General features: G+C 46.6%; 20 protein-coding genes. 18 read left to right on the top strand and 2 right to left on the bottom strand.

The window, feature by feature from the left end:
• The first annotated feature begins 158 nt into the window (after positions 1-158).
• The 6 genes from Q7C_RS02640 to Q7C_RS02615 all read left to right on the top strand — a co-directional run bounded on the left by Q7C_RS02640 (position 159) and on the right by Q7C_RS02615 (position 11,899).
• The gene (locus Q7C_RS02640) at positions 159-5,210 is read left to right on the top strand and encodes an AAA domain-containing protein (RefSeq protein ID WP_014703142.1); all 5,052 of its coding nucleotides are present in this window, start codon (positions 159-161) and stop codon (positions 5,208-5,210) included.
• Complete coding sequence (locus Q7C_RS02635; RefSeq protein WP_014703141.1) at positions 5,210-6,607, top strand: helix-turn-helix domain-containing protein; 1,398 nt, start codon at positions 5,210-5,212, stop codon at positions 6,605-6,607. Before Q7C_RS02640 ends, Q7C_RS02635 begins: the two co-directional genes overlap by 1 nt.
• A gap of 80 nt (positions 6,608-6,687) precedes the next feature.
• Positions 6,688-8,838 carry a MobH family relaxase gene (gene mobH / locus Q7C_RS02630; protein WP_014703140.1) on the top strand — a complete coding sequence of 717 codons (2,151 nt, stop codon included), beginning with the start codon at positions 6,688-6,690 and terminating at the stop codon, positions 8,836-8,838.
• Positions 8,839-8,886: 48 nt separating this feature from the next.
• Positions 8,887-10,707, top strand: coding sequence for a conjugative transfer system coupling protein TraD (traD, locus tag Q7C_RS02625; protein WP_000661885.1), 1,821 nt, complete (start codon positions 8,887-8,889; stop codon positions 10,705-10,707).
• A gap of 9 nt (positions 10,708-10,716) precedes the next feature.
• A complete protein-coding gene (locus Q7C_RS02620; protein WP_014703139.1) occupies positions 10,717-11,277 on the top strand; it encodes a hypothetical protein in 561 nt (186 codons plus the stop codon).
• Positions 11,264-11,899: an IncC plasmid conjugative DNA transfer DtrJ family protein gene (locus Q7C_RS02615; RefSeq protein WP_014703138.1), complete on the top strand. Its 636-nt coding sequence runs from the start codon at positions 11,264-11,266 to the stop codon at positions 11,897-11,899. Before Q7C_RS02620 ends, Q7C_RS02615 begins: the two co-directional genes overlap by 14 nt.
• 25 nt (positions 11,900-11,924) lie before the next feature.
• On the opposite strand, the gene Q7C_RS02610 is transcribed toward Q7C_RS02615, so the two are convergent.
• Complete coding sequence (locus Q7C_RS02610; protein WP_000058216.1) at positions 11,925-12,203, bottom strand: helix-turn-helix domain-containing protein; 279 nt, start codon at positions 12,201-12,203, stop codon at positions 11,925-11,927.
• A complete protein-coding gene (locus Q7C_RS02605; protein ID WP_001896384.1) occupies positions 12,200-12,523 on the bottom strand; it encodes a type II toxin-antitoxin system RelE/ParE family toxin in 324 nt (107 codons plus the stop codon). Before Q7C_RS02605 ends, Q7C_RS02610 begins: the two co-directional genes overlap by 4 nt.
• A gap of 180 nt (positions 12,524-12,703) precedes the next feature.
• On the opposite strand from Q7C_RS02605, the gene traL reads away from it, so the two are divergent.
• The 12 genes from traL to Q7C_RS02545 all read left to right on the top strand — a co-directional run bounded on the left by traL (position 12,704) and on the right by Q7C_RS02545 (position 22,811).
• Positions 12,704-12,985: a type IV conjugative transfer system protein TraL gene (gene traL, locus Q7C_RS02600; protein ID WP_000433891.1), complete on the top strand. Its 282-nt coding sequence runs from the start codon at positions 12,704-12,706 to the stop codon at positions 12,983-12,985.
• Complete coding sequence (locus Q7C_RS02595) at positions 12,982-13,608, top strand: TraE/TraK family type IV conjugative transfer system protein (RefSeq protein WP_000667170.1); 627 nt, start codon at positions 12,982-12,984, stop codon at positions 13,606-13,608. Before traL ends, Q7C_RS02595 begins: the two co-directional genes overlap by 4 nt.
• Positions 13,589-14,491, top strand: coding sequence for a hypothetical protein (locus Q7C_RS02590; RefSeq protein WP_420795003.1), 903 nt, complete (start codon positions 13,589-13,591; stop codon positions 14,489-14,491). The genes Q7C_RS02595 and Q7C_RS02590 overlap by 20 nt, the downstream gene beginning before the upstream one ends.
• Positions 14,491-15,780 carry a TraB/VirB10 family protein gene (locus Q7C_RS02585; protein ID WP_014703136.1) on the top strand — a complete coding sequence of 430 codons (1,290 nt, stop codon included), beginning with the start codon at positions 14,491-14,493 and terminating at the stop codon, positions 15,778-15,780. The genes Q7C_RS02590 and Q7C_RS02585 overlap by 1 nt, the downstream gene beginning before the upstream one ends.
• A 74-nt stretch (positions 15,781-15,854) precedes the next feature.
• Complete coding sequence (gene traV, locus Q7C_RS02580) at positions 15,855-16,427, top strand: type IV conjugative transfer system lipoprotein TraV (protein ID WP_001944091.1); 573 nt, start codon at positions 15,855-15,857, stop codon at positions 16,425-16,427.
• Entirely contained in the window at positions 16,424-16,810 is a 387-nt protein-coding gene (gene traA / locus Q7C_RS02575; protein ID WP_000180225.1) for a TraA family conjugative transfer protein, read from the top strand. The genes traV and traA overlap by 4 nt, the downstream gene beginning before the upstream one ends.
• 177 nt (positions 16,811-16,987) lie before the next feature.
• Positions 16,988-17,821, top strand: a complete 834-nt coding sequence (locus Q7C_RS02570) for a type IV toxin-antitoxin system AbiEi family antitoxin (protein ID WP_014703135.1) — start codon at positions 16,988-16,990, stop codon at positions 17,819-17,821.
• A complete protein-coding gene (locus Q7C_RS02565) occupies positions 17,814-18,752 on the top strand; it encodes a nucleotidyl transferase AbiEii/AbiGii toxin family protein (RefSeq protein ID WP_014703134.1) in 939 nt (312 codons plus the stop codon). The genes Q7C_RS02570 and Q7C_RS02565 overlap by 8 nt, the downstream gene beginning before the upstream one ends.
• Positions 18,753-18,883: 131 nt before the next feature.
• Positions 18,884-19,576, top strand: a complete 693-nt coding sequence (locus Q7C_RS02560) for a DsbC family protein (protein WP_014703133.1) — start codon at positions 18,884-18,886, stop codon at positions 19,574-19,576.
• Positions 19,576-21,975, top strand: a complete 2,400-nt coding sequence (gene traC, locus Q7C_RS02555) for a type IV secretion system protein TraC (RefSeq protein ID WP_014703132.1) — start codon at positions 19,576-19,578, stop codon at positions 21,973-21,975. Before Q7C_RS02560 ends, traC begins: the two co-directional genes overlap by 1 nt.
• Positions 21,968-22,315, top strand: a complete 348-nt coding sequence (locus Q7C_RS02550; RefSeq protein WP_014703131.1) for a hypothetical protein — start codon at positions 21,968-21,970, stop codon at positions 22,313-22,315. The genes traC and Q7C_RS02550 overlap by 8 nt, the downstream gene beginning before the upstream one ends.
• Positions 22,299-22,811: a S26 family signal peptidase gene (locus Q7C_RS02545; RefSeq protein ID WP_014703130.1), complete on the top strand. Its 513-nt coding sequence runs from the start codon at positions 22,299-22,301 to the stop codon at positions 22,809-22,811. Before Q7C_RS02550 ends, Q7C_RS02545 begins: the two co-directional genes overlap by 17 nt.
• The last annotated feature ends 2 nt before the right edge of the window (positions 22,812-22,813 follow it).

Genomic DNA, 22,813 nt, shown 5'->3' with positions numbered 1-22,813 from the left:
AAACGACTAAGGAGAAAATAAGTGGTCACATTTGATAAATTGATGACACCTCTACTTAAGGCAAGTATGCAACGAATGGTAGGTATACATCACTTCTAAGGTGTTATATGGCAGGAGAAGGGATGACGTTAACTGGAATTGAATTGGAATATTAATCAATGTCGCATGATACAAATAAAATGGACGTTAAATACTGGGAAGGTGGATTAACGCTTCACGAAGTTAGAGCCATAGAAAAAATCGCTCAAACTTTTGCTGCTGCTAACCAGAAGCAGGAATCCAAACCAGCAAAACTCGGCTCTTTGAGTGACTTAAAGGTCTTAAAGCTTGGAGGGAATGCTATGTTCCCCTGGAAAGGATATGCAGGCTTTCGACTTGCTGGTTCTGGCCGTGAAGGGGAATTCGATCTTGTCATTGTGACCCACTATAACGTCATCATCGTTGAGCTAAAGCATTGGAATGGCGAGCTTACTGCGTCTGGTGATAATTGGTATCAAAATGGAGAGTACAGAGAGCGATCAGCTGTCAGCAAAACACAAGACAAGGCTCATCTGCTCACATCGAAACTTGCCAAGTGTGGGCGGGCTTTTCCTAGCTTTCAGGGGCACAAGTTTGACCGTCCCAAGGTAGACTTTCTAGTAGTGTTAACGGGCACAGCTGATGCTTCTAAACTGCCGCCTAGAGAACAGGAACACGTCCTAACGCTAAATGAGTTTCTACAACTTTCGGTCGAAGATGCGTACAACAAACGCTTTCGACCACATCCGCAAGCCAATAAAAGCTTAAACCAAGACATCTCGGTTTTTGATCAAATCTTCTCCGAAGGTGAGACCAAACCCAAGAGTCTAATCGTCGATGGTTACGAAGCCATTGAGAAGATATTCCCGCCAGAGAACATTGAGTCCATATACACCGAGTTCTTATCTAAAAACAAGAACAACAAGGACGACTTTGCACTGCTGAGAAGATGGGACTTCTCTGAGTTAGATGATGCTGGCAGTAAAACGCGAGACGAACGCTATAAAATCGTCAGTCACGAGAAAGAAGTCTTATCATTCATACGTTCAAACGACGGGGATTTATATAACGCCTGTTTACGCTCTCTGACCAATATTGATCCAAACAATATTACCGAGGAGTTTTACGAGCTTTTTGAGCTTCCCCATAACTATTCACGCCTAAATGAATTTATTTCTTCTTTTGTTATCAAGTTCGCCGAAGAAGAGCGGGCGACACTCGTCAAAATTATCCTGAATAATTTTTCCTCTCTGCATGATATAAAAATTGCTCACCGAGATATTGGCGATCACAGCTTATGGCTTTCCCCTGGTATGAAAATGGCCATGTCCAGTTTCATGTCGGCCTACCATAAGCCAGCAGGAACTGTCGGTGATAGACGCAAAGCAATTAGCTCAGGGATTATACCCATCCCTGAGGAGCAGAACTCGGAGCATAATGGCACCGAGTATGACCGTGACATATATTCACTGGGCATTCTGACCTGGCTGATAATGCAGGGGAAACGCCTCAATCCCGCATCAATTAAAGACGCTATAAATAACATTACCGCTTCCAGTATCTGGTACGCACCTGTCATACAAAAAGCTATCAGTCCTGAGCCACAGGATCGTTACCGGAATGCTCACGAATTTCTAGCCGCTTTTTCAGCATCACAGCCTGAAGCAGAAACCATTGAGCTATTTGATAGTTCCCTTATCGAACAATACAAAACCGAGATTAAACTCTATAAGACCTATGTCGAAGATGAGGAAATATCCTCTACCGATGCAAAAGAAGTTTATCGCTCGGGTCAGCTACTTGTTAAAATCTGGAACAACGCCCTCGACAATGAAGATTCCAGTAATATCTTTTTCTGCAAAGCTTTTATTGAGAAAGCTGAAAAGATCCAGGGGCTTGGAGCTGGGTTTATCCCTAGCATTCGGGACACGGGTATTACCCACAAATCTGAACTTTTTCTGATCCAGGATTTTATCGACGCGCCCTCATGGGGCACATGGGCGACTTACAATGTTTCTGAAGAACAGAAGCTCAAAGCCATCAACGCCTTAATTAGCCATGTTAGCTTCTTGCATGAAAGTGAAGTTACTCATGGCGATATACATCCTGGGAATATACTTGTACTGGCCGAAGGTGAAGAACTTAACGTCTATATCATCGACTTACCCGACTTTAAGCTTGGGACAACTGAAGTTAAAAACCATCGATATAGTCCTGAAACGATCCATAACGCAACAGCCATTGTGCGCGATAACTATGCTGTTATTCGTATGGCTTGTGAGCTCCTTGGACTCGACTGGGATGACCTAGAAGAAGAAAATACGCATCCGCAGTTAATTGAAATCATCAAAGCTGAAAAATCGGACAGTGCCGGGTTTATTTCTTTGGAAAGATTTAGCCAGTCACTCAAAGAGCTTTACGAAACCTCATCTGAATCCATCGAGGAGTTGAACGTCCAGCTATTCCGTCAGGACTTTAACGAAGCAATCAGTCTTTTACCTGATAACGGCGAGCTGTTTCTGTTTTATGAACCCTCCACGAAAAATACAGACTCAGTGAAGGTGTTACTGTCTGGTGTAGACTCTTCCTGGACGATTTTCTTTAACCCGATAAATGAAGCTATCGAAGGTGGACTAACACCTCGCAAAACCGATGATATTCCACCCTGGATTCGGGATAAAAGCCAGTTAACGCTACCCATAAAAATCAACATCGAACCTTCTGATTACCAGACGGATACCTCAGCACTTCAGTCCTACCTATTGGCTCACGAAACATTTCTTATTGATAGTAAAGCAGCAGTTAAGGAAAACACTCAAAGCAAAGAGGTCGATGAGAAGCTCAGTAAAGACATTGATGAGCAACTCAAGAAGTTACTTGCTGATGTTGAATATGATGAAGAATCCATTGTTTCAATAAAGAATGAAAAGATTGCCACAAAGAACATATGGAAGGCTATTTTAGAGACAGAGACAGAAGCGCTTCCAAGCGTTGAAGTCGCCGACGATCCGAAGCCTGATATTCGAAAAAATGAATTGGTTATTCCTTATGATTCAGATAACGAAGTGCTTGACCGCTTTTCTAAAGAGGATGATGTCATCGCCATCAAGAAGGTCGATGATAAGGAGTTTATCGTAGGGAAGGTCAACATTGACCAGTCCACCAGCTCAGAAATGCGAGTCCCGCTGAGTTCCGGTAAGAATTACCCAAAAACCGGCGACGTTTTATACCTTCGCACAAAACGAGACAGGGCATCCTACAGTCGCCGTAAAAAGGCGATGGAGAGAGTGCTCAATAAGAATGCGGTCATATCTGACCTAACAGACTATTTTGAGCCCTCTATAGATCAACCTTTTACGGATTATAAAGTTGTTCCTACTGAAGAACAGTTGGATCGATATAATCAATATGACGATGAGGACAATTTGACAGTTAGTCTGAACGAGGCACAGCGCGATGCCTTCAAAACCCTGTTTAGCAAAGGGCCACTGTCACTTTTACAAGGGCCACCAGGCACAGGTAAAACAGAGTTTATCTCGGCGTTCGTACATTACTTGATGACTGAAGGTAATGCACAGCATATTTTGCTTGTTAGTCAGTCACACGAGGCCGTCAATACGGCTGTTGAGCGTATCCGTAAACACTGCTCTAGACTGGAAACTCCAATTGATATTGTTCGATTCAGTAACTCAGAAGCATCGGTCTCCCAAGGCCTTAAAGATGTTTATTCACGCAACTTGATCGAATCAAGAAGACAGTCCTTTATTGCTGAAATCAGGGAGCGAATTCAGTTTATTCAGCCATCACTAAAGTTGGAACCTGAGTATATTGATGCCATTCTCAACGCGGAACTTGGTATCAAGAAGAAAATCAAAAACGCACTTCGCTTGCAGGCTGATATTAGTGATTCTTCGGACGAGCAACTGTCAGCCAGTTTATCGTCTAGCCTGGAATCGCTTTGTTATCAAATCATATCTGAACTCAATGAATCATATTCAATTGAGATCAGTGAGTTGGAGCTAGGCAGTATCGGTGAAAAAATCGATAAGCACCTTAATGTGCTTTATGGCATCGGCCCCCATGAGCATAGACGCATAAGCGCCCTGTTAGATTTGGTTAATGATTACAGAGACAGGCTATCATCCAATCCTGGAAGCTATGAGGAGTTTCTGGCCAGATCCAGAACTTTGGTATGCGGGACTTGCGTAGGTATGGGGCTCGGGCATCTGGGCCTAAATCAGATTCAATATGACTGGGTGATTATCGACGAAGCGGCACGTTCTATATCATCAGAGCTTGCTATTGCAATGCAATCTGCCAATCGTATTTTGCTGGTTGGGGATCACAAGCAATTGCCACCTCTATTCCAGGAGGAGCATAAAAACGCCATATTGAGGAAACTGGGTGTTCCAAGAGTTGAGCCATTTCAAAAGGAAGTCTTCAAGAGCGATTTTGAAAAGGCATTTCTGTCTCCATACGGCAAAGCCGTCGGAAGGAGCCTTTTGACTCAATACCGTATGGCTGAACCGATCAGTCGACTGGTTTCAGATACTTTCTATGAACAACCTTTGATCACAGGAGATCGAGAAATCCCTGTTTTTTATAATGATGGCATCGATGTTTTGAAAGCACCTGTGACCTGGCTGGACACGTCAGAATGTAAGTTCGGCTTCGACAGTGAAGATGGTACGAGCCTCGTTAATCTTGAAGAAGCAAATCAGATTCTCGCCGTTTTAAAAGAGATTGAAGCCAATGGCGACTATGTTGAACAGCTTACCTCTCTAGTTTCTTCAGGCGAACCTGCCATTGGCGTTATCTGTATGTATGGTGCTCAAAAACGACTCTTACGAAGAAAGTTCAACGAATTAGCCTGGAGTCCTGAGTTCAGAACCCTGATCAAAATCGATACGGTTGATAGCTATCAAGGTAAGGAGAATCGGGTAATCATTGTGTCAATTACCCGCAATGGTAAAGATCGAAAGCCCAAGTTTTTGAAAGAACCTAACCGGATCAATGTTGCCATGTCTCGTGCTATGGATCGTTTATTGATTGTTGGCTCCATGCAAATGTGGAACCGAGAAAACGCTTCTTTGCCACTTGGCCAAGTGGCCTCGTATATCCAAAGTCACCAAAGCGAAGAGTATCGCATCGTGTCAGCGAAACAGACGGTGAAGAATGGAGGGAAACGATAATGAAAAATCACACTTTGATTCCTCTAATGACGATAGATATTGCGGTACCTGTTCAGGCCTTTAGGTTTGAATACACACTGGTAGGCAGAAGTGATTTACCCTTCATTCGCGAGTTTATCCTGCGCCTGCTGAAAGTGGGTAATATGTCGGCTACCCAATTGGCGAAATTTCTTGGACTCTCTGAAAAGGAAATCAGCATAGCTGTGTCGCAATTAGTCAGCCTGAATGAAATCTCCGTGGACAACGAGGGTAATATTCAACTGACCGCTGAGGCGCATAAATATTTTGATGGGCTCTCTGACAATCGTCCGAAAATCACAAAATTATTTGAAGGAACCAGTACCTTCAAATTTGACCTATTGTCATTTGGTTTAATTCGATCCGATGACAAGATTAGTTCTCCTCTAAATGCCATACGCCTTTCTCCAGAAACAGAGAAACTCAGCAATAGTATCAACTATGCTAAATCGGCATTCCTAAGAAACTATATTGATATTTTTGAGGAAGAGTCGATCAGCTTCGATGGTGTTAACGATATTCGTAAAGTAGAGCTGTATAAATTATCGGATGTCAGAAAGAATAAAGATTATACCGCCCGTTTTGCGCTTACTTTTTCACTCGACACTGAACGTAATTCAATCGAACGACATTCAGAAAGCCGTTTTTTTGATGTTGATGAAATCCAAAAAAATCTGAACGAGGTACTACTCAGCTCATATAACTCCTCTAATATTCAGGACATTGTTTCTGCGTTAGTTACGCTAAATGAACCACAATTACTCGATTGTTTCACATCGGATGGCATTGACCTTACTGCACTAGCCATATTAGCGGTTAAACAAAGCGCCTCATCATCTTGCCGCTCCTACTTTCTAGGCACGCCAACAAATAGCGCCAACTGGAACCAATTAACGACTCTCATCAAGAAGCATTTGAAGGACGGCAAATCCAGTGCCACATGTACCTGGCTAGCACCGTCAGATCGTTTTTGGCTAATGAGCAATCAATCCTTTAGTCGAACTTCAGAATTGCTCAATGCCACCAAAGGGCTTCAAACCCTTCTCTATCTGCCTGTGGCAGGTAGCAGGGACAAACATCAGGAACAGATATGGAAAAAGGCACTCGGCCCAATGAAGGACAAAGCTATAAAGGTTGCTGAAGGTTTTCTGGGCGGGTCAGTAGAAGTCATTTCTATTCCTGGTGTCTTTTCCTTGCTTTGCTTTTACCTACAAAAACCGGGTGAATCAGCTTCTATTCCATTTGGGTTCATCACGACGGAGACCTCAGATATTGATCGTATCCAACAGGAGTTTGAGTCATACCTGGGAAATTACGATGCAAACATGGAGCGCAGAGAGTACGGACCTTTGGTACTTAGTGGCCAGAAATTGGTATGACAGTTTGATGCAAGATTCTTGAAGCTATCGAACTAAACAACCCTGTTTGAACCTCCACACTATCGTGTCGGAGGTTCACTATGTTCAAAAACCTATTTTTTCAAACCAAAGCACTACCAGAGCTGTCATCGCAACCGGATGCGGAAATTCCACGCTACCCGCCATTCCTGAAAGGGTTGCCAGCTGCGTCCCCCGAGGATTTGCAGTCCACACAAGACGAGCTAATTGCCAAACTGCGCCAGGTACTTGGCTTTAATCAGCGTGAGTTTCAAAGGCTGATTCAGCCCTGCATTGATCATCTGGCTGCTTATGTCCACTTGCTGCCAGCTTCTGAGCATCATCATCACAGTGGTGCTGGTGGTTTATTACGTCATTCGTTGGAAGTTGCTTTCTGGGCGGCACAAGCAGCTGAAGGGATCATTTTTGTTACCAGTGGCACTCCAGTTGAGAAAAAAGAGCTAGAGCCAAGGTGGCGTGTTGCGGCGGCATTGGGCGGTTTGTTCCATGATATTGGTAAGCCCGTTTCAGACTTGTCCATCACGGATGAAGATGGACGCTATCAATGGAACCCTTTTTTAGAAACCTTATCTCAGTGGACCACTAATAACAGCATTGAACGCTATTTCATTCGCTGGCGCGACGGACGTTGCAAGCGGCACGAGCAATTCTCAATTCTGGTTTTAAACCGGGTGATGACACCTGAGTTGCTCGCCTGGTTAACCCAGCCGGGCCCTGAGATTTTGCAAGCCATGCTGGAGGCAATTGGCAATACCGATCCCGATCATGTCCTGTCCAAATTGGTTATTGAAGCTGACCAAACCAGTGTCCAGCGAGACCTAAAAGCTCAACGAATTTCCGTTGACGACAATGCCCTTGGTGTCCCAGTCGAACGCTATCTACTTGATGCCATGAGGCGATTACTTGCCAGTTCGCAATGGCTGGTCAATCAGCGAGACGCCAGAGTCTGGGTACGAAAATCAAATCAATCAACCCATCTTTACCTGGTTTGGAAAAGCGCGGCTAAGGACATCATTGAGCTGTTGTCCAAAGACAAGATACCTGGCATTCCAAGAGATCCCGATACCCTTGCGGACATCCTCATTGAGCGAGGATTGGCCACGAAATCCGCCTCAAATGAGCGATATGAAAGCCTTGCCCCTGAAGTGCTGATCAAAGACGACAAACCAATCTGGTTACCCATGCTGCATATATCTGAGGCCGATTTATTGTTCAGCTCGAATGTACCAAGTAGCGTGAGACTGTTTAGCAAATCTGAGTGGGAAGCAACACAGCAAACACAAGCAGAACCTCAGAGTCGTTCCAGTGAGCATCCAGACTTGCCTGAAGCGTCATCATCAATCGAACATAGCAATTCGACTAAGTCGCCATCGACAAAACCGTCCGAACAAGATGATGAACTTCGTCTTGCTAGTGATGTTAATAACCCCCAGGCAACTGAAAATGCTCCAGGTGATGGATGCGAAAAGCCTAACGATTCAAACGATGCTGCAATCGGAAATAACGTAAGCCAGCAAAACGAAGCAACATTGAATCTGCCTGAATCTTTAGCGTGGCTCCCAGGGGCCAGCAGTGCGTTGGTTATGGTTGGTGAACAGATCTTGATCCGCTATCCCGATGCCGTAAGGCCTTGGTGTGCTCCCCGAAAACTGCTTGCTGAACTCAGTCAATTAGATTGGCTTGAACTAGATCCCGCAAACCCGACACGTAAGGCCAGAACTGTGACTACGAAAGATGGCGTTCAGGAGCAAGGGTTGCTGCTGAAAGTATCGATTTCTAAAGGGCTTACTGCACTGATTGACCTTCCCAAACAAGACGCAGAATCAGTGTCAGCAATTCAGAACAAAGAGGCTTCACAGCGTCCGAGTCGAACTGAGACAACCAGTGCCCAAGCAAAAGAGCTCGCCACAAGAGCTGAGCGTAAGCAAAAGCCGATTGCGGCCAATGCGAACTCAAGTACCGACCCCAAACACGTGCAGCGGCAACAGATGGTTAATTTTGTGAAAGATTTGCCCATCTTACTGACCGATGGTGATTACCCAGACGTGGATCATAGTGCCGATGGTATTCGCGTCACGATTCAAACCTTACGCCAAGTCGCCAATGAGCATGGTATTCCAGCCGGACAGCTGCTTCGGGGGATCTCGGCCAGTGACCAATGCCAGTTTGATGAGGGGGAAACGGTTCTGTTTACCGCTCACGCTGAACGTTAATCCATTTTAAGTTGAGCAGATTGCAAACGGTTATTTTGCGGAGCATGAATGAAAGAAAACGCATACGAAATGCCCTGGCGCACGAACTATGAGGCCATGGCAGCAGCGGGTTGGCTGGTTGGGGCCACTGGGGCAATTGCCGCAGAAATGCTGACTGAGCTACCACCTGAGCCATTTTGGTGGATGACAGGGATTTCCTCGGGCATGGCGTTGTACCGCCTGCCTGAGGCTTACCGTCTGTATAAATTGCAGAAGGGGCTAAAAGGCAAACCATTGGCTTTTATGGAGCTGTCGCATTTGCAAAAGGTGATGGCAAAACATCCTGATGAATTGTGGTTAGGGTATGGCTTTGAGTGGGATCAACGTCATGCTCAACGCGCTTATGAAATCTTAAAGCGGGATAAGCAAACCTTGCTTAACCAAGGTCACGGCAAACAAATGGGTTCGACCTGGATTCATGGTGTTGAGCCCAAAGAAGAAGATGTTTACCAGCCAGTTGGTCACACTGAGGGGCACACCTTAATTGTCGGTACGACCGGTGCCGGAAAAACCCGATGCTTTGATGCGATGATCACTCAGGCCATTTTGCGCAATGAAGCTGTGATTATTATTGATCCCAAGGGCGACAAAGAACTTAAGGATAATGCGCAGCGAGCCTGTATTGCCGCCGGTAGTCCTGAGCGCTTTGTGTATTTTCATCCGGGTTTTCCAGAGCATTCAGTACGTCTTAATCCCCTGAGAAACTTTAACCGGGGCACTGAAATTGCCAGCCGAATTGCGGCATTAATCCCATCCGAAACCGGTGCTGATCCATTTAAAGCCTTTGGCCAAATGGCACTGAATAACATAGTGCAAGGTCTGTTGCTTACTTCACAGCGCCCTGATCTGAAAACACTGAGACGATTCTTGGAAGGTGGCCCAGAAGGCTTGGTAGTAAAAGCCGTCACAGCCTGGGGGGAGCAGGTGTATCCAAACTTTAGTGTGGAGATTAAACGCTTTACTGAAAAGGCCAATACCTTGGCAAAACAAGCCATGGCGATGCTGCTTTTTTACTACGAACGCATTCAGCCCATTGCCGCCAATACCGATTTGGAAGGCCTTTTGAGCATGTTTGAGCATGACAGAACCCACTATTCCAAGATGGTGGCCTCATTGATGCCGGTGCTCAATATGCTCACTTCAAGTGAATTAGGGCCATTGCTATCACCTATTGCAAACGATGTGGATGACAGCCGGTTAATTACGGATTCTGGCCGTATTATCAACAATGCCCAAGTGGCCTATATCGGGTTGGATTCATTGACCGACGCCATGGTTGGCAGCGCCATTGGTTCGTTGCTTTTATCCGATCTCACCGCCGTGGCCGGTGATCGCTATAACTATGGTGTTGAAAATCGTCCCGTAAATATCTTCATCGATGAGGCGGCTGAAGTCGTCAACGATCCCTTCATTCAACTGCTCAACAAAGGTCGTGGCGCAAAAATGCGTTGTGTGATTGCTACTCAGACATTTGCTGACTTTGCAGCTCGAACAGGCAGTGAAGCTAAGGCGCGCCAGGTGTTAGGTAACATCAACAACTTGATAGCCCTTCGGGTGATGGATGCCGAAACGCAGCAATACATTACCGACAATCTGCCTAAGACTCGGTTGCAGTACATCATGCAAACTCAAGGTATGTCGTCCAACTCGGACAGCCCCGCGTTATTTACCGGCAATCATGGCGAGCGCTTGATGGAGGAAGAAGGTGATATGTTTCCACCGCAGTTATTAGGCCAGCTCCCCAACCTGGAGTACATCGCCAAGCTTTCAGGCGGCCGCGTGATCAAAGGTCGAATTCCTATTTTAACCAGCTCTACACAGGCAGCATAAGGAGTCTGTATGCATCATTCTGTCTGTCTGAAAATGACAACACTTACCAGTAAAGAAATGCTCGCTCAGTGGCAGCAACATAACCCCCAGTTCAAGGAAACCTTAAGACTGCTTGAAACCGACTGGCCTCATGCTTTGGCCTCGGTGTATTGCTTGGCGGACTACTTAACGGATGCGTTCACTTTAGATGGCCATTCCATCTTTGATTTGTGTCTGTGCAATGGCCTGGGTAGTTATGAAGAAGTCAGTTGTGATGATGATAGTGTACGCCTTTGGCATTTCATTGAGGCACTGACCTGGACTGCCGCCAGTGCTTTAACAGGGATTCGCCTACGTGATCCTGACCATTTCGAGTGGGCCGCCGTAGATGGTGTGTATTTCTACTCCTGGATTCGTAATCGTCCAAATCGGATGGCGTATTTGACTGAAGGACGCATCGACGTGCGTTATGTCAGTGGCCATACGACGACAAAGCGGCTTCAACAAGTGATTAAAACCCGGATTATGACGCCAACCGTTGCTGCCATGCTGGCCCGAGTAGAAGAGGATGTTTGGCATGAGCAAGCATAAGTCGGTTTGGCTACTGTGTCTGGCACTGATGCTAGAGATTATTGCCATTGGCGTGTTAGTGCCCGGTGATTGGACTGGCCGGGTCATTAGTAAAGAGAAGCAGATGATCCAAAATCAATTGGGAGCTCAAACAAGCTATTGGATTGGTCAAACTAGCCATGGCTGGTATCAGTCATGGATTGTGGATACGCAGATGGAGCAATCTGTGCGTGATTTTCTAATCCCCACTGAAGAACAGCGACTTCGTTCTAAAGGGATGGAGAACATGGGAGGCTTTTGGTTTGTCTGGGTAGAAGACCGTATTCAGGCATTTTTTGATGTGTTGTACCAAGTGTTCACTCGATTTGCTTTGCTGATGGTCTGGTTGCCCTTTGCGCTTATTCTCATGTTACCGGCGTTGTGGGACGGCTTGATGACCTGGAAGATTAAGAAAACAACCTTTGATTTTTCGAGCCCTATCATTCACCGCTACAGCATGATTATCCTGGGCTCAGGCGTCATTTTGCTGTTTATGGGATTGTTCGCCCCGCTGGCTATTCCACCGGTGGTACTACCGTCGATGATCATCGGCTTGGCATTGATGGCGGGGTTGGCGTTAAGTCACTTGCAGAAGAAGATATGAGGCCAGTTAGGCCTCATGAATGACGTTAACTCATTTTTTGTGGCTTGAGTGTTAGTTCAAAGCCACATGCGTGAGCATATTTTAGAAGAGTTGACCAACTTGGATTGGCATTACCTTTTTCTAAACGACTGACATTACTTTTTTGGGTATGCATTCTTTCAGCAACTTGTTCTTGAGTAAGTCCTGCCTTTGTTCTCATGGTAAGCAATTGATCAATAAAGCTGAACTCACTCTCAAGCTTATCGTACTCATTCTTAACTTCAGCATTGGCTAAAGCACGTTGTTTCAGTTTTTGCAGACTCATGATTTTTGAACCTCTTTTTGTCTATCTCTGGCAAGATTGAGCTCATTTTTGGGCGTCTTTTGAGATTTTTTTACAAAAGCGTGTAACACATAAATGTGCTTCCCTTTTAAGTAGCAAAATAAGCCTCTACCAATACCTTCTTGAGCTTTGGCGCGGATTTCAAATAACCCATCGCCCATAGACTCAGTATGAGGAGGCCCCAAGTTTGCACCATGCTTTTCCATCAGCTCTAAAAGCTTAATCATGCGAGCTTGTATTTTGGGAGGCATATCGAGGATCTGATCCTCAACGCCATCGTAAAAGTCGATCTTCCAGCTCATGGGTATCCTTAACTTAGGTTATCATAAATGATAACTCTGGTTGCGCGGTTTGTCTAGAACTTAACCGTCTTGTCTGAGTAGAACCCTCAAAACCTTCAAGAATTCGGCATCTAGCTGACCACTGAAGCTGCCAATCCCGAGGCATCCTTCACTTCTCAATTCAAACAACGAGGAGTGACTATGGAACCTGTGAGTATTCCGTCCTATATCGATGATCCGCCGCACTTCCTGCTTTGGAGTGCCGATGAGATGGCTCCCATTCTGTTGGGGCTAGTGATCGGCATTTTTACCGGTAATGCCTTGGTTTTATGCCTGTTGGGGTTGGTAACAACCAAGCTCTATCGGCGTTTTCGTGATGGTCGCCCTGATGGTTTTATTCTTCACGCCATCTACTGGGCTGGGCTGTTGCCAACCAAAGCCAAGACGATCCCTAACCCATTTATCAGGAGCTATCTGCCGTGAAGTTCGACGTGTTTTTAAAATCATGGCAAGGCACGCAATTAGAGAACCGATGGCAACGGTTTCTGATTGCGGTGCTGGTGCTATCTAACTTGCTGCTTGCGGTAGCAGCATTTTCTCGCAATACCGTGGTAGCCATTCAACCGCCAACCTTGTCTGAAACGGCTGAAGTGTCACGAAACCAAGCCACTCAACCTTACCTTGAATCCTGGGGACTCTACCTGGCTGAGCTTATGGGTAACGTGACGCCAGGTAATGTGTCTTTCATCCGGGTTGCCATTGAGCCGCTACTTTCTCCAGCGGTGTACCAGCAAGTGGTCGATGCACTGGAGATTCAGGCAAGACAAATCCGCGAAGACCGAGTCACGCTCAAATTCCAACCCAGACAAGTGGAGTATGAGTATGAAACCGGCCATGTCTTTGTGACCGGTTATTCCTTGGTCTCTGGACCATCTGGAGATGAGCAGCGCCAAACTCGCACCTATGAGTTTGATATCGATATTGAGCAATACCGTCCAAAACTTAGCTGGATGGATACGTATGAGGGGCAAGCTAGAACGAAGCGAGTTCGTGAAAAGTTGACCCAAGAGCAAAACCGGAGGGTGAATGATGCGAACCAAAATTAGTCGATGGATGACACCAAGCTTAATCGCAATTAGCTTGAGTGGCATTCTGTTATCACAAGCGTCGTATGCAGACGTGGAATTGCCGATTGTGCCAGCCAGTGTGATGAAGCAGTCTGCTACTGCAAATCCACCGGTTCAAAGCAATTCGGTTGCAGCGGATACGCCAACAACGCTACTGATGACACCGGGGGTTAATGAACTGATCCCTGTAGCACTTGGTCATCTGAATCGAATTGTGACGCCGTTTGAATCGCCTCAGGTGAGAACAACCAGTGATGCTCAGACGCAAATCAAGGGGAATGTTGTATATGTGGCCACGGACAAAGAATCACCGGTTTCACTTTACATCACTCCGCCTGGTCAGGAAGCGCCCGCGTTATCTGTCACATTAGTACCTCGTCGTATTCCACCGCGTGAAATCACCTTAGCTATTGATGGTCAGCAGTGGCCTATTAAGGGCGTCGTGAACCGAAAAGCCGCCACTTGGGAAACGGCTCAGCCATACGTCGATAGCTTACGTGATTTACTCAGACGCCTTGCACTAAATGAGTTACCACAAGGCTATGACATCCGTTTAGCTGGCCAAACTGACACAAGCCCGAAATGTTTTCAGCCAGGTTTAAAGTTTGGTTTTAAGCAGGGGCAAATTGTGACGGGACATTACTTCACCGTCTATGTAGGACTGGTTGAAAGCTTTGCCGATGAGCCGATAGAAGCCAGTGAAATAGCCTGTCATACACCAGATATAGTGGCAAGCGCCTACTGGCCTCGCAATATCTTGTTACCGGGTGAAAAGACTGAGTTGTATGTGGTTGTTCGCAATCATCGTGAAGAAGCGGTGGAAAGTCAGCGACCTTCGCTTCTTGTGGGAGGTGAGCTTTGATGAAAGCACAATGGGAACAAATGAGCCCGAACATGAAGCGGGGTCTATCGGTTGCTGGTATTGCTGGTGGTCTCATCCTTATGGTGATGGTGTTTTCACCTAATCCTGACGATGGCTCAAGTAGTCGGAACCGACAGGAAACGATCCGGCACATTCTTACGGATACCAATACTCGTGATGTTGGGGTCGATAGTTTGGCTGCGAACGTAAAACTACTCAGTGAGCGCAATGAACAGTTACGTCGTGAAGTTGAGCGCTTGCGTCGTGACGTCGATTCAGGACGGCTAAGCCCAGGTTCGCCTTCTATACCAAGTGAGGTCAACGCGGAGTTGGCTCGCCTTCGAGCGGAACTTGATGATGTTCGCGCTGGAGGTGATGCAGCAGTTGAAGGCACAAATAGCCGTTTCGAAGTGCCTTTATCTGCCATGGAATTGCCTAAAGACGAAAAGCCACTGCCGTCTAACCCAGACGACTATTTTGCCAATGCGCCGCTGCCTGATCCGCTCTATCAGCAGCCAGTCAATGGTCAAGGTACACGAGCACGAGATGTTCCATTGCCGCCAATCACGATTCGTATGATTGAGCCTGAAGTGGTTGCTGAACCAGAGGTTGTTGTGCAAGAAGCGCCTCCTTTGTATCTACCGGCGGGCAGCATCATCTCGGGTACTTTGATCACGGGTTTGGATGCTCCTACTCACGAGTCCGCAAGACGAGAACCTTTTCCTGCATTGCTGAGGATTCAAAAGGAAGCCATTTTACCTAACCGATTTAGAGCGGATATCAAAGAGTGTTTCTTGATCGCCGCAGGTTACGGTGATTTGAGCTCTGAGCGTGCCTATTTGCGAGGCGAGACCATTTCATGTGTGAGAGAAGATGGTGGCGTCATTGAAACGCGACTGGATTCTTATGCCGTGGGTGAAGACGGCAAAGCCGGTATTCGTGGCCGATTAGTGTCGAAACAAGGCCAACTGGTGGCCAAATCAATGATGGCCGGATTCCTTCAGGGCTTGGCAGGCGCATTTGATGTAAATCCTGTTCCGACGATTCAGACGGGTAATGCTGGTGATACTCAGCTGTACCAGCAAGTCATGAGCCAAGAAGCATTACAAGGTGCTGCGATTAAAGGCACCGGTAAAGCATTGGATCGCGTGGCCAAGTTCTATTTGGACATGGCTGAAAATATGTTCCCAGTCATAGAGGTAGACGCTGCAAGGAAAATTGAAGTCATAGTCACTCGTGGGGCCTCGTTGTCGTTGGCCACTTCGCAAGGGGGAGGTGCAAGAAGATGAAAAAATCCTGCATGTTGCTAACCGATCGAAGTCCGTTTCAGACAATAAGATGTGTATCCAGAGGAGAGTTAACCATGACGACATCAATGCAGAACAACCCAAAGCACCAGTCAAAACAGTGGTCTAAAGCTGGATTACTTTTATTGGCAGTCGGCTCAACCTTATTGTCTGGCTGTAGTTCATTGGGTCTTGGGAGTAGTGAATATGGATGCCCAGGTATGCCTGACGGTGTGCGCTGTTTATCCGCTCGTGAAGTCTATGAGCTTACCAGTAATGGGGCTGCACCCAAGACGATTGATGCTGTGGCGACTCGAATTGGTTCTCCCTCTGGGTATTCACAATCTGATTTAGAGACAGGGCTGCTGAGCCATCCAGCATTACCTGAGACGCAGCAATCTGCACCTATTCGCATTCCTTCAAGGGTGATGCGGATTTGGATTGCGCCTTGGGAGGATGACCGTGGAGATCTGAATTTATCCAGCTACGTGTTTACCGAAATTGAACCGCGCCGGTGGGATATTGGGGTGTCAGCACCTCGAACGGTTTCGCCAGTGCTACGTCCACTTCAGACTCAAAGCGATTCAGCCTCAGCGGGAGCTGATGGTAAGCGCGATAACTTGAGTATCTACGGAGAAACTAACGAATGACAAATGCAGTTCGCACCATTCAAACTCAGCGCCTAATGACCATTGGTGCGCTTGGTTTAATGGCGTTAATGATTTCGGAGCCCTCATTTGCGGGCACCGGTGGTGATGCTTTCACTGATGTGTGGGATACCCTAAAAGATTGGACCCAAGGTACTTTGGGACGGATCGTAGCGGGAGCCATGGTTCTGGTGGGTATTGTGGGCGGTATCGCTCGCCAAAGCTTGATGGCTTTTGCCTTGGGCATTGGTGGCGGTATGGGTCTCTACAATACGCCAACCGTCGTTGAAAGTGTTATGTCTGCAACCTTACCTGTTGTTGCCAGCACTCAAGAAGTTATTGGCACAACTGTTCCAGCAATCAGCGCCGTTTTACTGGGCACCTGAATGTGAGCCATAGTCGGCAGTTCACTTAAGGTAATCAAACTAGGTCTACACAACATCGGGTTATTGGTGATGTTGTGTAGACCTTTTCATTTCAACAACGCCGCATTAGCGGGCTTGGTTTACAGTATTTGGTATATTAATACCTAAAGTGTTAAAATCACTGTCACAATAAACTATATGGTTTATACTGTTCGTGATATTCATACTTTGGGTGTTAAAATGTCATCTAAGATAAACTGGCTTGTTGCTCATACTTCTCCTGGTGCGCTAGTACTTCAGCAATGGCTGACTGAAAACGGTGTGAGCTATTCCTTGGCTCAAAAGTACGCGCAGAACGGTTGGCTAAAGAAGCTATGTTCTGGCGTGTATTATCGTCCAGATGCGCAGGGCGATATAAAGCCAACTTGGGTTGATGCCATTCAAGCATTGGATGTGCAATTGGGCGTTCCAGTTCATTTGGCTGGATTGAGCAGCTTAACTCACCAAGGACTGAGTCACTATTTACAGCTGAACAAAGAGCAAGTTTGGATTTGCGTTAAAAATAAGTCGTCCTTACCAAAATGGTTTCGTGAATTCCCTTATCAGAATTGGTTTTACTGTGGAAATCATAAGCTTGAAGTGAATCCCGAGAAAGATTTGAAAAGGATCACGGTTAAAGAGAAAGAACTCACTGTCAGCTGTGCAGAACTTGCTGCCTATGAAGTGGTAGACGGGATTGGGAAGCTGATTTCATTTGAGCATGTCGCAGAATTATTTCAGGGTTTAGTCAATCTTAGCCCTAGAAAAGTACAAGATATTCTTGAGCGAAGCAGCTCTGTTCAGGCAAACCGAATATTTCTATTTCTGGGTCGATACTACGATCACCAGTGGGTCAATCGCATAGATGAAACAAGAATTGAGTTGGGTGCAGGAAAGCGGCAGGTTGTCGAAAAAGGACGTTTTGATGAGCGATATCAAATCACAGTGCCAGAGATATTAAGCGTCAAAAAAGGTGAACAACATAATGGATAAAGATAGCCCATATTACAAACAGGTTTCCTTGCTCATAAGAATGCTTCCTGTGGTAGCAACAGAGACGGTTTTTGCACTTAAAGGTGGCACCGCCATTAATTTATTTGTGAGAGATTTTCCTCGGTTATCTGTAGATATTGATCTTGCTTATCTTCCACTTGAACCAAGAGATGAGGCTTTGATTAATGTCAGGGCTGCATTGCAGCGCATTACAGACAGAATCAATACTCAACCAGATATCAGAGCGGCATTTCAGGATAATAAAGCTGATGAACTGAGAATAGTTGTATCAAGTCCGGTTGCGACGATCAAAATTGAAGTGTCGCCCGTCGCCAGAGGTACATTGCATAGTGCAGAAATAATGCCAGTTCAAGAGTCTGTTGAAGACGAGTTTGGTTATGCTGAGATTCAGGTAGTCAGTCTTCCCGATCTGTATGGTGGGAAATTGTGTGCTGCAATGGATCGCCAACATCCTCGCGACTTATTTGATGTGCGTATGTTACTTGGCAGTGAAGGGATTTCGAGAGAGATTTTGGTGGGTTTTTTAACCTATACATTAAGTCACCCTCGGCCTATTAATGAAGTCATGTCGCCAAACTGGCAGCCTCTGAATGAGAAATTTCAGACAGAATTTGACGGAATGACTTTTGAAAAAGTTGAATGCGAAGACTTAGCCTCTGTTAGGCCCATGATGTTAATTGAACTGCAAAAACATTTCACAGAAAGGGATCATGCTTTCCTTATGTCATTCAAAAGAGGGCAACCTGACTGGGCTTTGTTTGACTATCCTAATGCAGCAGACTTGCCAGCGATTCGTTGGAAGTTGCAGAACATTAACAAATTGGCAAAGAATCAAACAAAACATCAAGAGCAATTAGATAAATTAAAGCAAGTGCTTGATGATTGGCTTGTTAACGCAAACGCCGAGTAATTCGTTTATAACAATCCTCAACGAGCTATAAGCCCCCTAGTTAGATTGCGATTTCTTCAATCTATCTAACCGAGTCCACATAGGACAACTGCATAGACTGGAGCCTCGATTTACATTAACGAGGACTCCTCATGCGAAAACTATCTCCAATCATTCTAGCGCTTGCGCTTTCTCCTTTGGTTCAAGCTGAACCTGTGTCTGAAGTGTCGCCCGTTGGCAAAATTGACGGCATGGTTTCTTTGCCGGTCACGGGTATGAAAGCGGTCGAAAGCAATGGCCGTATTGTTTTCATGTCAGACAGTGGCCGGTTCGTCATTGATGGCACGCTCTATGATGCCTGGTCGAAAAAGCCGCTTACTAGCCTTGAAGAAATTCGAGAAGCGGGAAACACGCTGGACTTAAGTCGTCTTGGCTTAAAAATGGATGATTTGAATCCACTGACGCTGGGTGAAGGCAAAAAGAAAGTGGTGGTCTTTGTTGACCCACGATGCCCGCATTGCCATGAGCTTTTGAAACAAGCCTTACCGTTAACCAAAGAATACACCTTCCAAATTCTCCCTGTGCCAGTGCTTGGTCCTGATTCAGAGCGTCAGGTTCGCCAGCTTGGCTGTGCGCGTGACAAGAAAGCGGCCACCGATGCATTGCTGAATGGCCGGATTGGTAACCTAGAACAGGATGATGCCTGCGACCTAGAACCAATGCAGCGTACCTTGGTTACAGCTCAAATCCTGGGCATTCAAGGTGTGCCTTTCATCGTCGCCAATGATGGTCGCATCAGCCGAGGCCGTCCTTATGACCTTTCTGCTTGGTTGGAGGGGCGGTAATGAAAGCCTCTCTGTATTCAGGGCAACGCGCTTCAGAGCTGTTGCCAGTATTGGCCTATTCCGACGATGAGCAACTGTTTTTCATGGAAGACCAGAGTGTTGGCTTTGGTTTTCTATGTGACCCATTGCCGGGTGGTGATGAGTCTGTTGCAGACAGGGTTAATGTTCTACTCAACAACGACTGGCCAAAAGACACTTTGCTGCAATTTGGCCTGTACGCCTCGCCTGATATTCAAACCGACCTTCAGCGCATGATGGGCTTACGGCATCGTCAATCCGATCCATTGCTTAGGGCGTCGATACGCAAACGTGCGGATTTCCTCGATGGGGGCACGGTTCAACCGATAGAAGAATCGACCCAGACTCAGGTACGCAACTTTCAACTGATCGTCACCTGCAAATTGCCTTTGGAAAGTCCTATACCGACGGAGCGTGAGTTGAGTCGAGCATCCGCGCTTCGGGCTTCTTTCTCGCAGGCGTTGGCAACGGTTGGTTTTCGCGTCACTGAGATGACTGACCGAAATTGGCTCGCGGCATTAAGTGCGCAACTTAACTGGGGAAAAGATGCTTCTTGGCGTAATCCATCTCCAATCCGCAGTGAGGCAGATAAACCACTTCGAGAGCAAGTGTTGGATTATGACCGATCTATCAAGGTGGATAGCCAAGGTCTGATGCTGGGTGATTACCGAGTTAAAACCTTATCGTTTAAGCGCTTGCCTGAGCGGATCTGGTTTGGTCATGCCGCAAGTTTTGCGGGCGATATGATGACGGGCAGTCGCGGTTTACGCGGCAGCTTTTTGCTAAATGTCACCATTCACTTTCCCTCAGCTGAGGCGATGCGATCTCGTTTAGAGACGAAGCGTCAATGGGCGGTCAATCAGGCCTATGGCCCGATGCTCAAGTTTGTGCCGGTGCTTGCAGCCAAGAAAAAGGGGTTCGATGTTCTTTTTGAAGCCTTGCAAGAAGGTGATCGTCCTATTCGGGCAAATATGACCTTAACGCTGTTTTCCCCGACGGAAGAGGCGTCCATCAGCTCTGTTTCAAATGCTCGAACCTATTTCAAAGAGCTCGGATTTGAGCTGATGGAAGACAAGTACTTCTGTTTGCCCATTTTCCTGAATGCCTTGCCATTTGGTGCTGACCGCCAGGCGATGAACGACTTGTTTCGATTCAAGACCATGGCGACACGGCATGTCATCCCTCTGTTGCCTTTGTTTGCGGATTGGAAAGGCACTGGCACGCCGGTGATTAACTTTGTTTCCCGTAATGGTCAGATCATGAGTGTGTCCCTTTATGACTCGGGCAGTAATTACAACTGTTGCATCGCGGCGCAATCGGGGTCGGGCAAGTCTTTCCTGGTGAACGAAATCATCTCCTCCTACTTATCAGAAGGCGGGCAATGCTGGGTGATTGATGTTGGCCGCTCTTATGAAAAGCTGTGTGAAGTTTATGACGGAGAGTTCTTACAGTTCGGGCGGGATAGTGGCATTTGCTTAAACCCGTTTGAAATCGTTGAGGACTATGACGAAGAAGCGGATGTACTGGTTGGATTATTGGCCGCAATGGCCGCGCCTACGCAGTCATTAACTGATTTTCAGATGGCCAACCTAAAGCGTCAGACCCGTGAACTGTGGGAGAAAAAAGGTCGTGCCATGTTGGTTGATGATGTGGCAGAGGCCTTAAAAAATCATGAAGACCGACGTGTGCAAGACGTGGGTGAGCAGCTCTATCCGTTTACGACACAGGGCGAATATGGCCGTTTCTTTAATGGCCACAACAATATTCGCTTCAAAAACCGTTTCACCGTTCTGGAGTTAGAAGAGCTCAAGGGACGCAAGCACCTGCAACAAGTGGTGTTGCTTCAGCTTATCTACCAAATCCAACAAGAGATGTACTTAGGTGAGCGTGATCGTCGCAAGATTGTGTTCATTGACGAAGCCTGGGATCTGCTGACTCAAGGTGATGTCGGTAAGTTCATCGAGACGGGTTACCGTCGATTTCGAAAATATGGCGGCAGTGCTGTAACGGTAACGCAGTCGGTCAACGATTTGTATGACAGCCCTACAGGTAAAGCCATCGCTGAAAACTCGGCCAATATGTACCTGCTTGGTCAAAAAGCTGAAACCATCAACGCGCTCAAAAAAGAAGGCCGCTTGCCACTAGGTGAAGGCGGTTATGAGTACCTAAAAACGGTTCATACCGTCACGGGTGTCTATTCCGAAATTTTCTTTATTACCGAAATGGGCACCGGGATTGGCCGCCTCATTGTCGATCCGTTTCACAAGCTGTTGTACTCGTCCCGTGCAGAAGATGTAAACGCGATTAAACAGTTAACGCGCAAAGGCCTTTCTGTTGCTGATGCCATCTCTCAGTTGTTGAAGGAGCGAGGCTATGAATAAGACCACGCTTTGGCCATTTATGGCCTCTATTACTTTGTCTATTGCTGGTAGCGGTTTAATGACCAGCTGGCTCTTAATGAAAACACTCGAACCCATCCACAGCCAGTTGGCGTTAAGTACGCCCATTGCAGTCGTGGATTTTGGGGAGGCGGTGTTGTCACTGGGCCTCAATGCCAGCGAACAAGACATCGAATCCAGGTTGCTTCAGACCAATCAACAAATTGAAAAGCTAAAAGCAGCCGGTTTTATCGTGCTGGATGCCCAAGCGGTGGTGGGTGCTGATGATTCCGTATTTGTGCCAGTAGGCTCAAAGGAGGTATCTCATGCAGATACTCCGTAAAAGAATGCCTTGGCGGCCATATTTCATCCGTTTGACCGTTCTTGCGTTAATCATGGCCATGGTAGGCACCTACGCCATGATGCGCTACCGAATAGGTATTGATACCCAGCAAGAGCGCTGTCTGCCTGATACCACGGTGTATCTGATTGATCTATGGAATAAAGAGCCCGTTAAGGATGGTTTGTATGCCTTCCACTCAAAAGGACTCGCTCCGTTATATAACGACGGTACTCGGATGCTTAAACGCCTAACAGGGATGCCTGGGGATGAAGTCAAGGTGACTCCTGAGCATGTGCTGGTGAACGGTGCTGAAGTCTCTACCGGCATGGCATTAGCCCAGCGTCTTGGTGTGGCGGAATCACAATTTAGCCGCTCATTGACGCTGCAAGAAAACGAATATTGGTTTTCCGGTGAGGCCGAAACGAGTTTCGACTCCCGCTATTGGAATGCCGTTAAGCGCGAGCAGATTGTCGGTCGCGCTTGGCCGCTTTTGTAGGA

This window comes from Methylophaga frappieri, assembly GCF_000260965.1.
In the GTDB taxonomy this organism is placed as follows: domain Bacteria; phylum Pseudomonadota; class Gammaproteobacteria; order Nitrosococcales; family Methylophagaceae; genus Methylophaga; species Methylophaga frappieri.
Note: the sequence above shows the minus strand (reverse complement) of the source record. Positions and strands in the feature narration are given on the sequence as shown.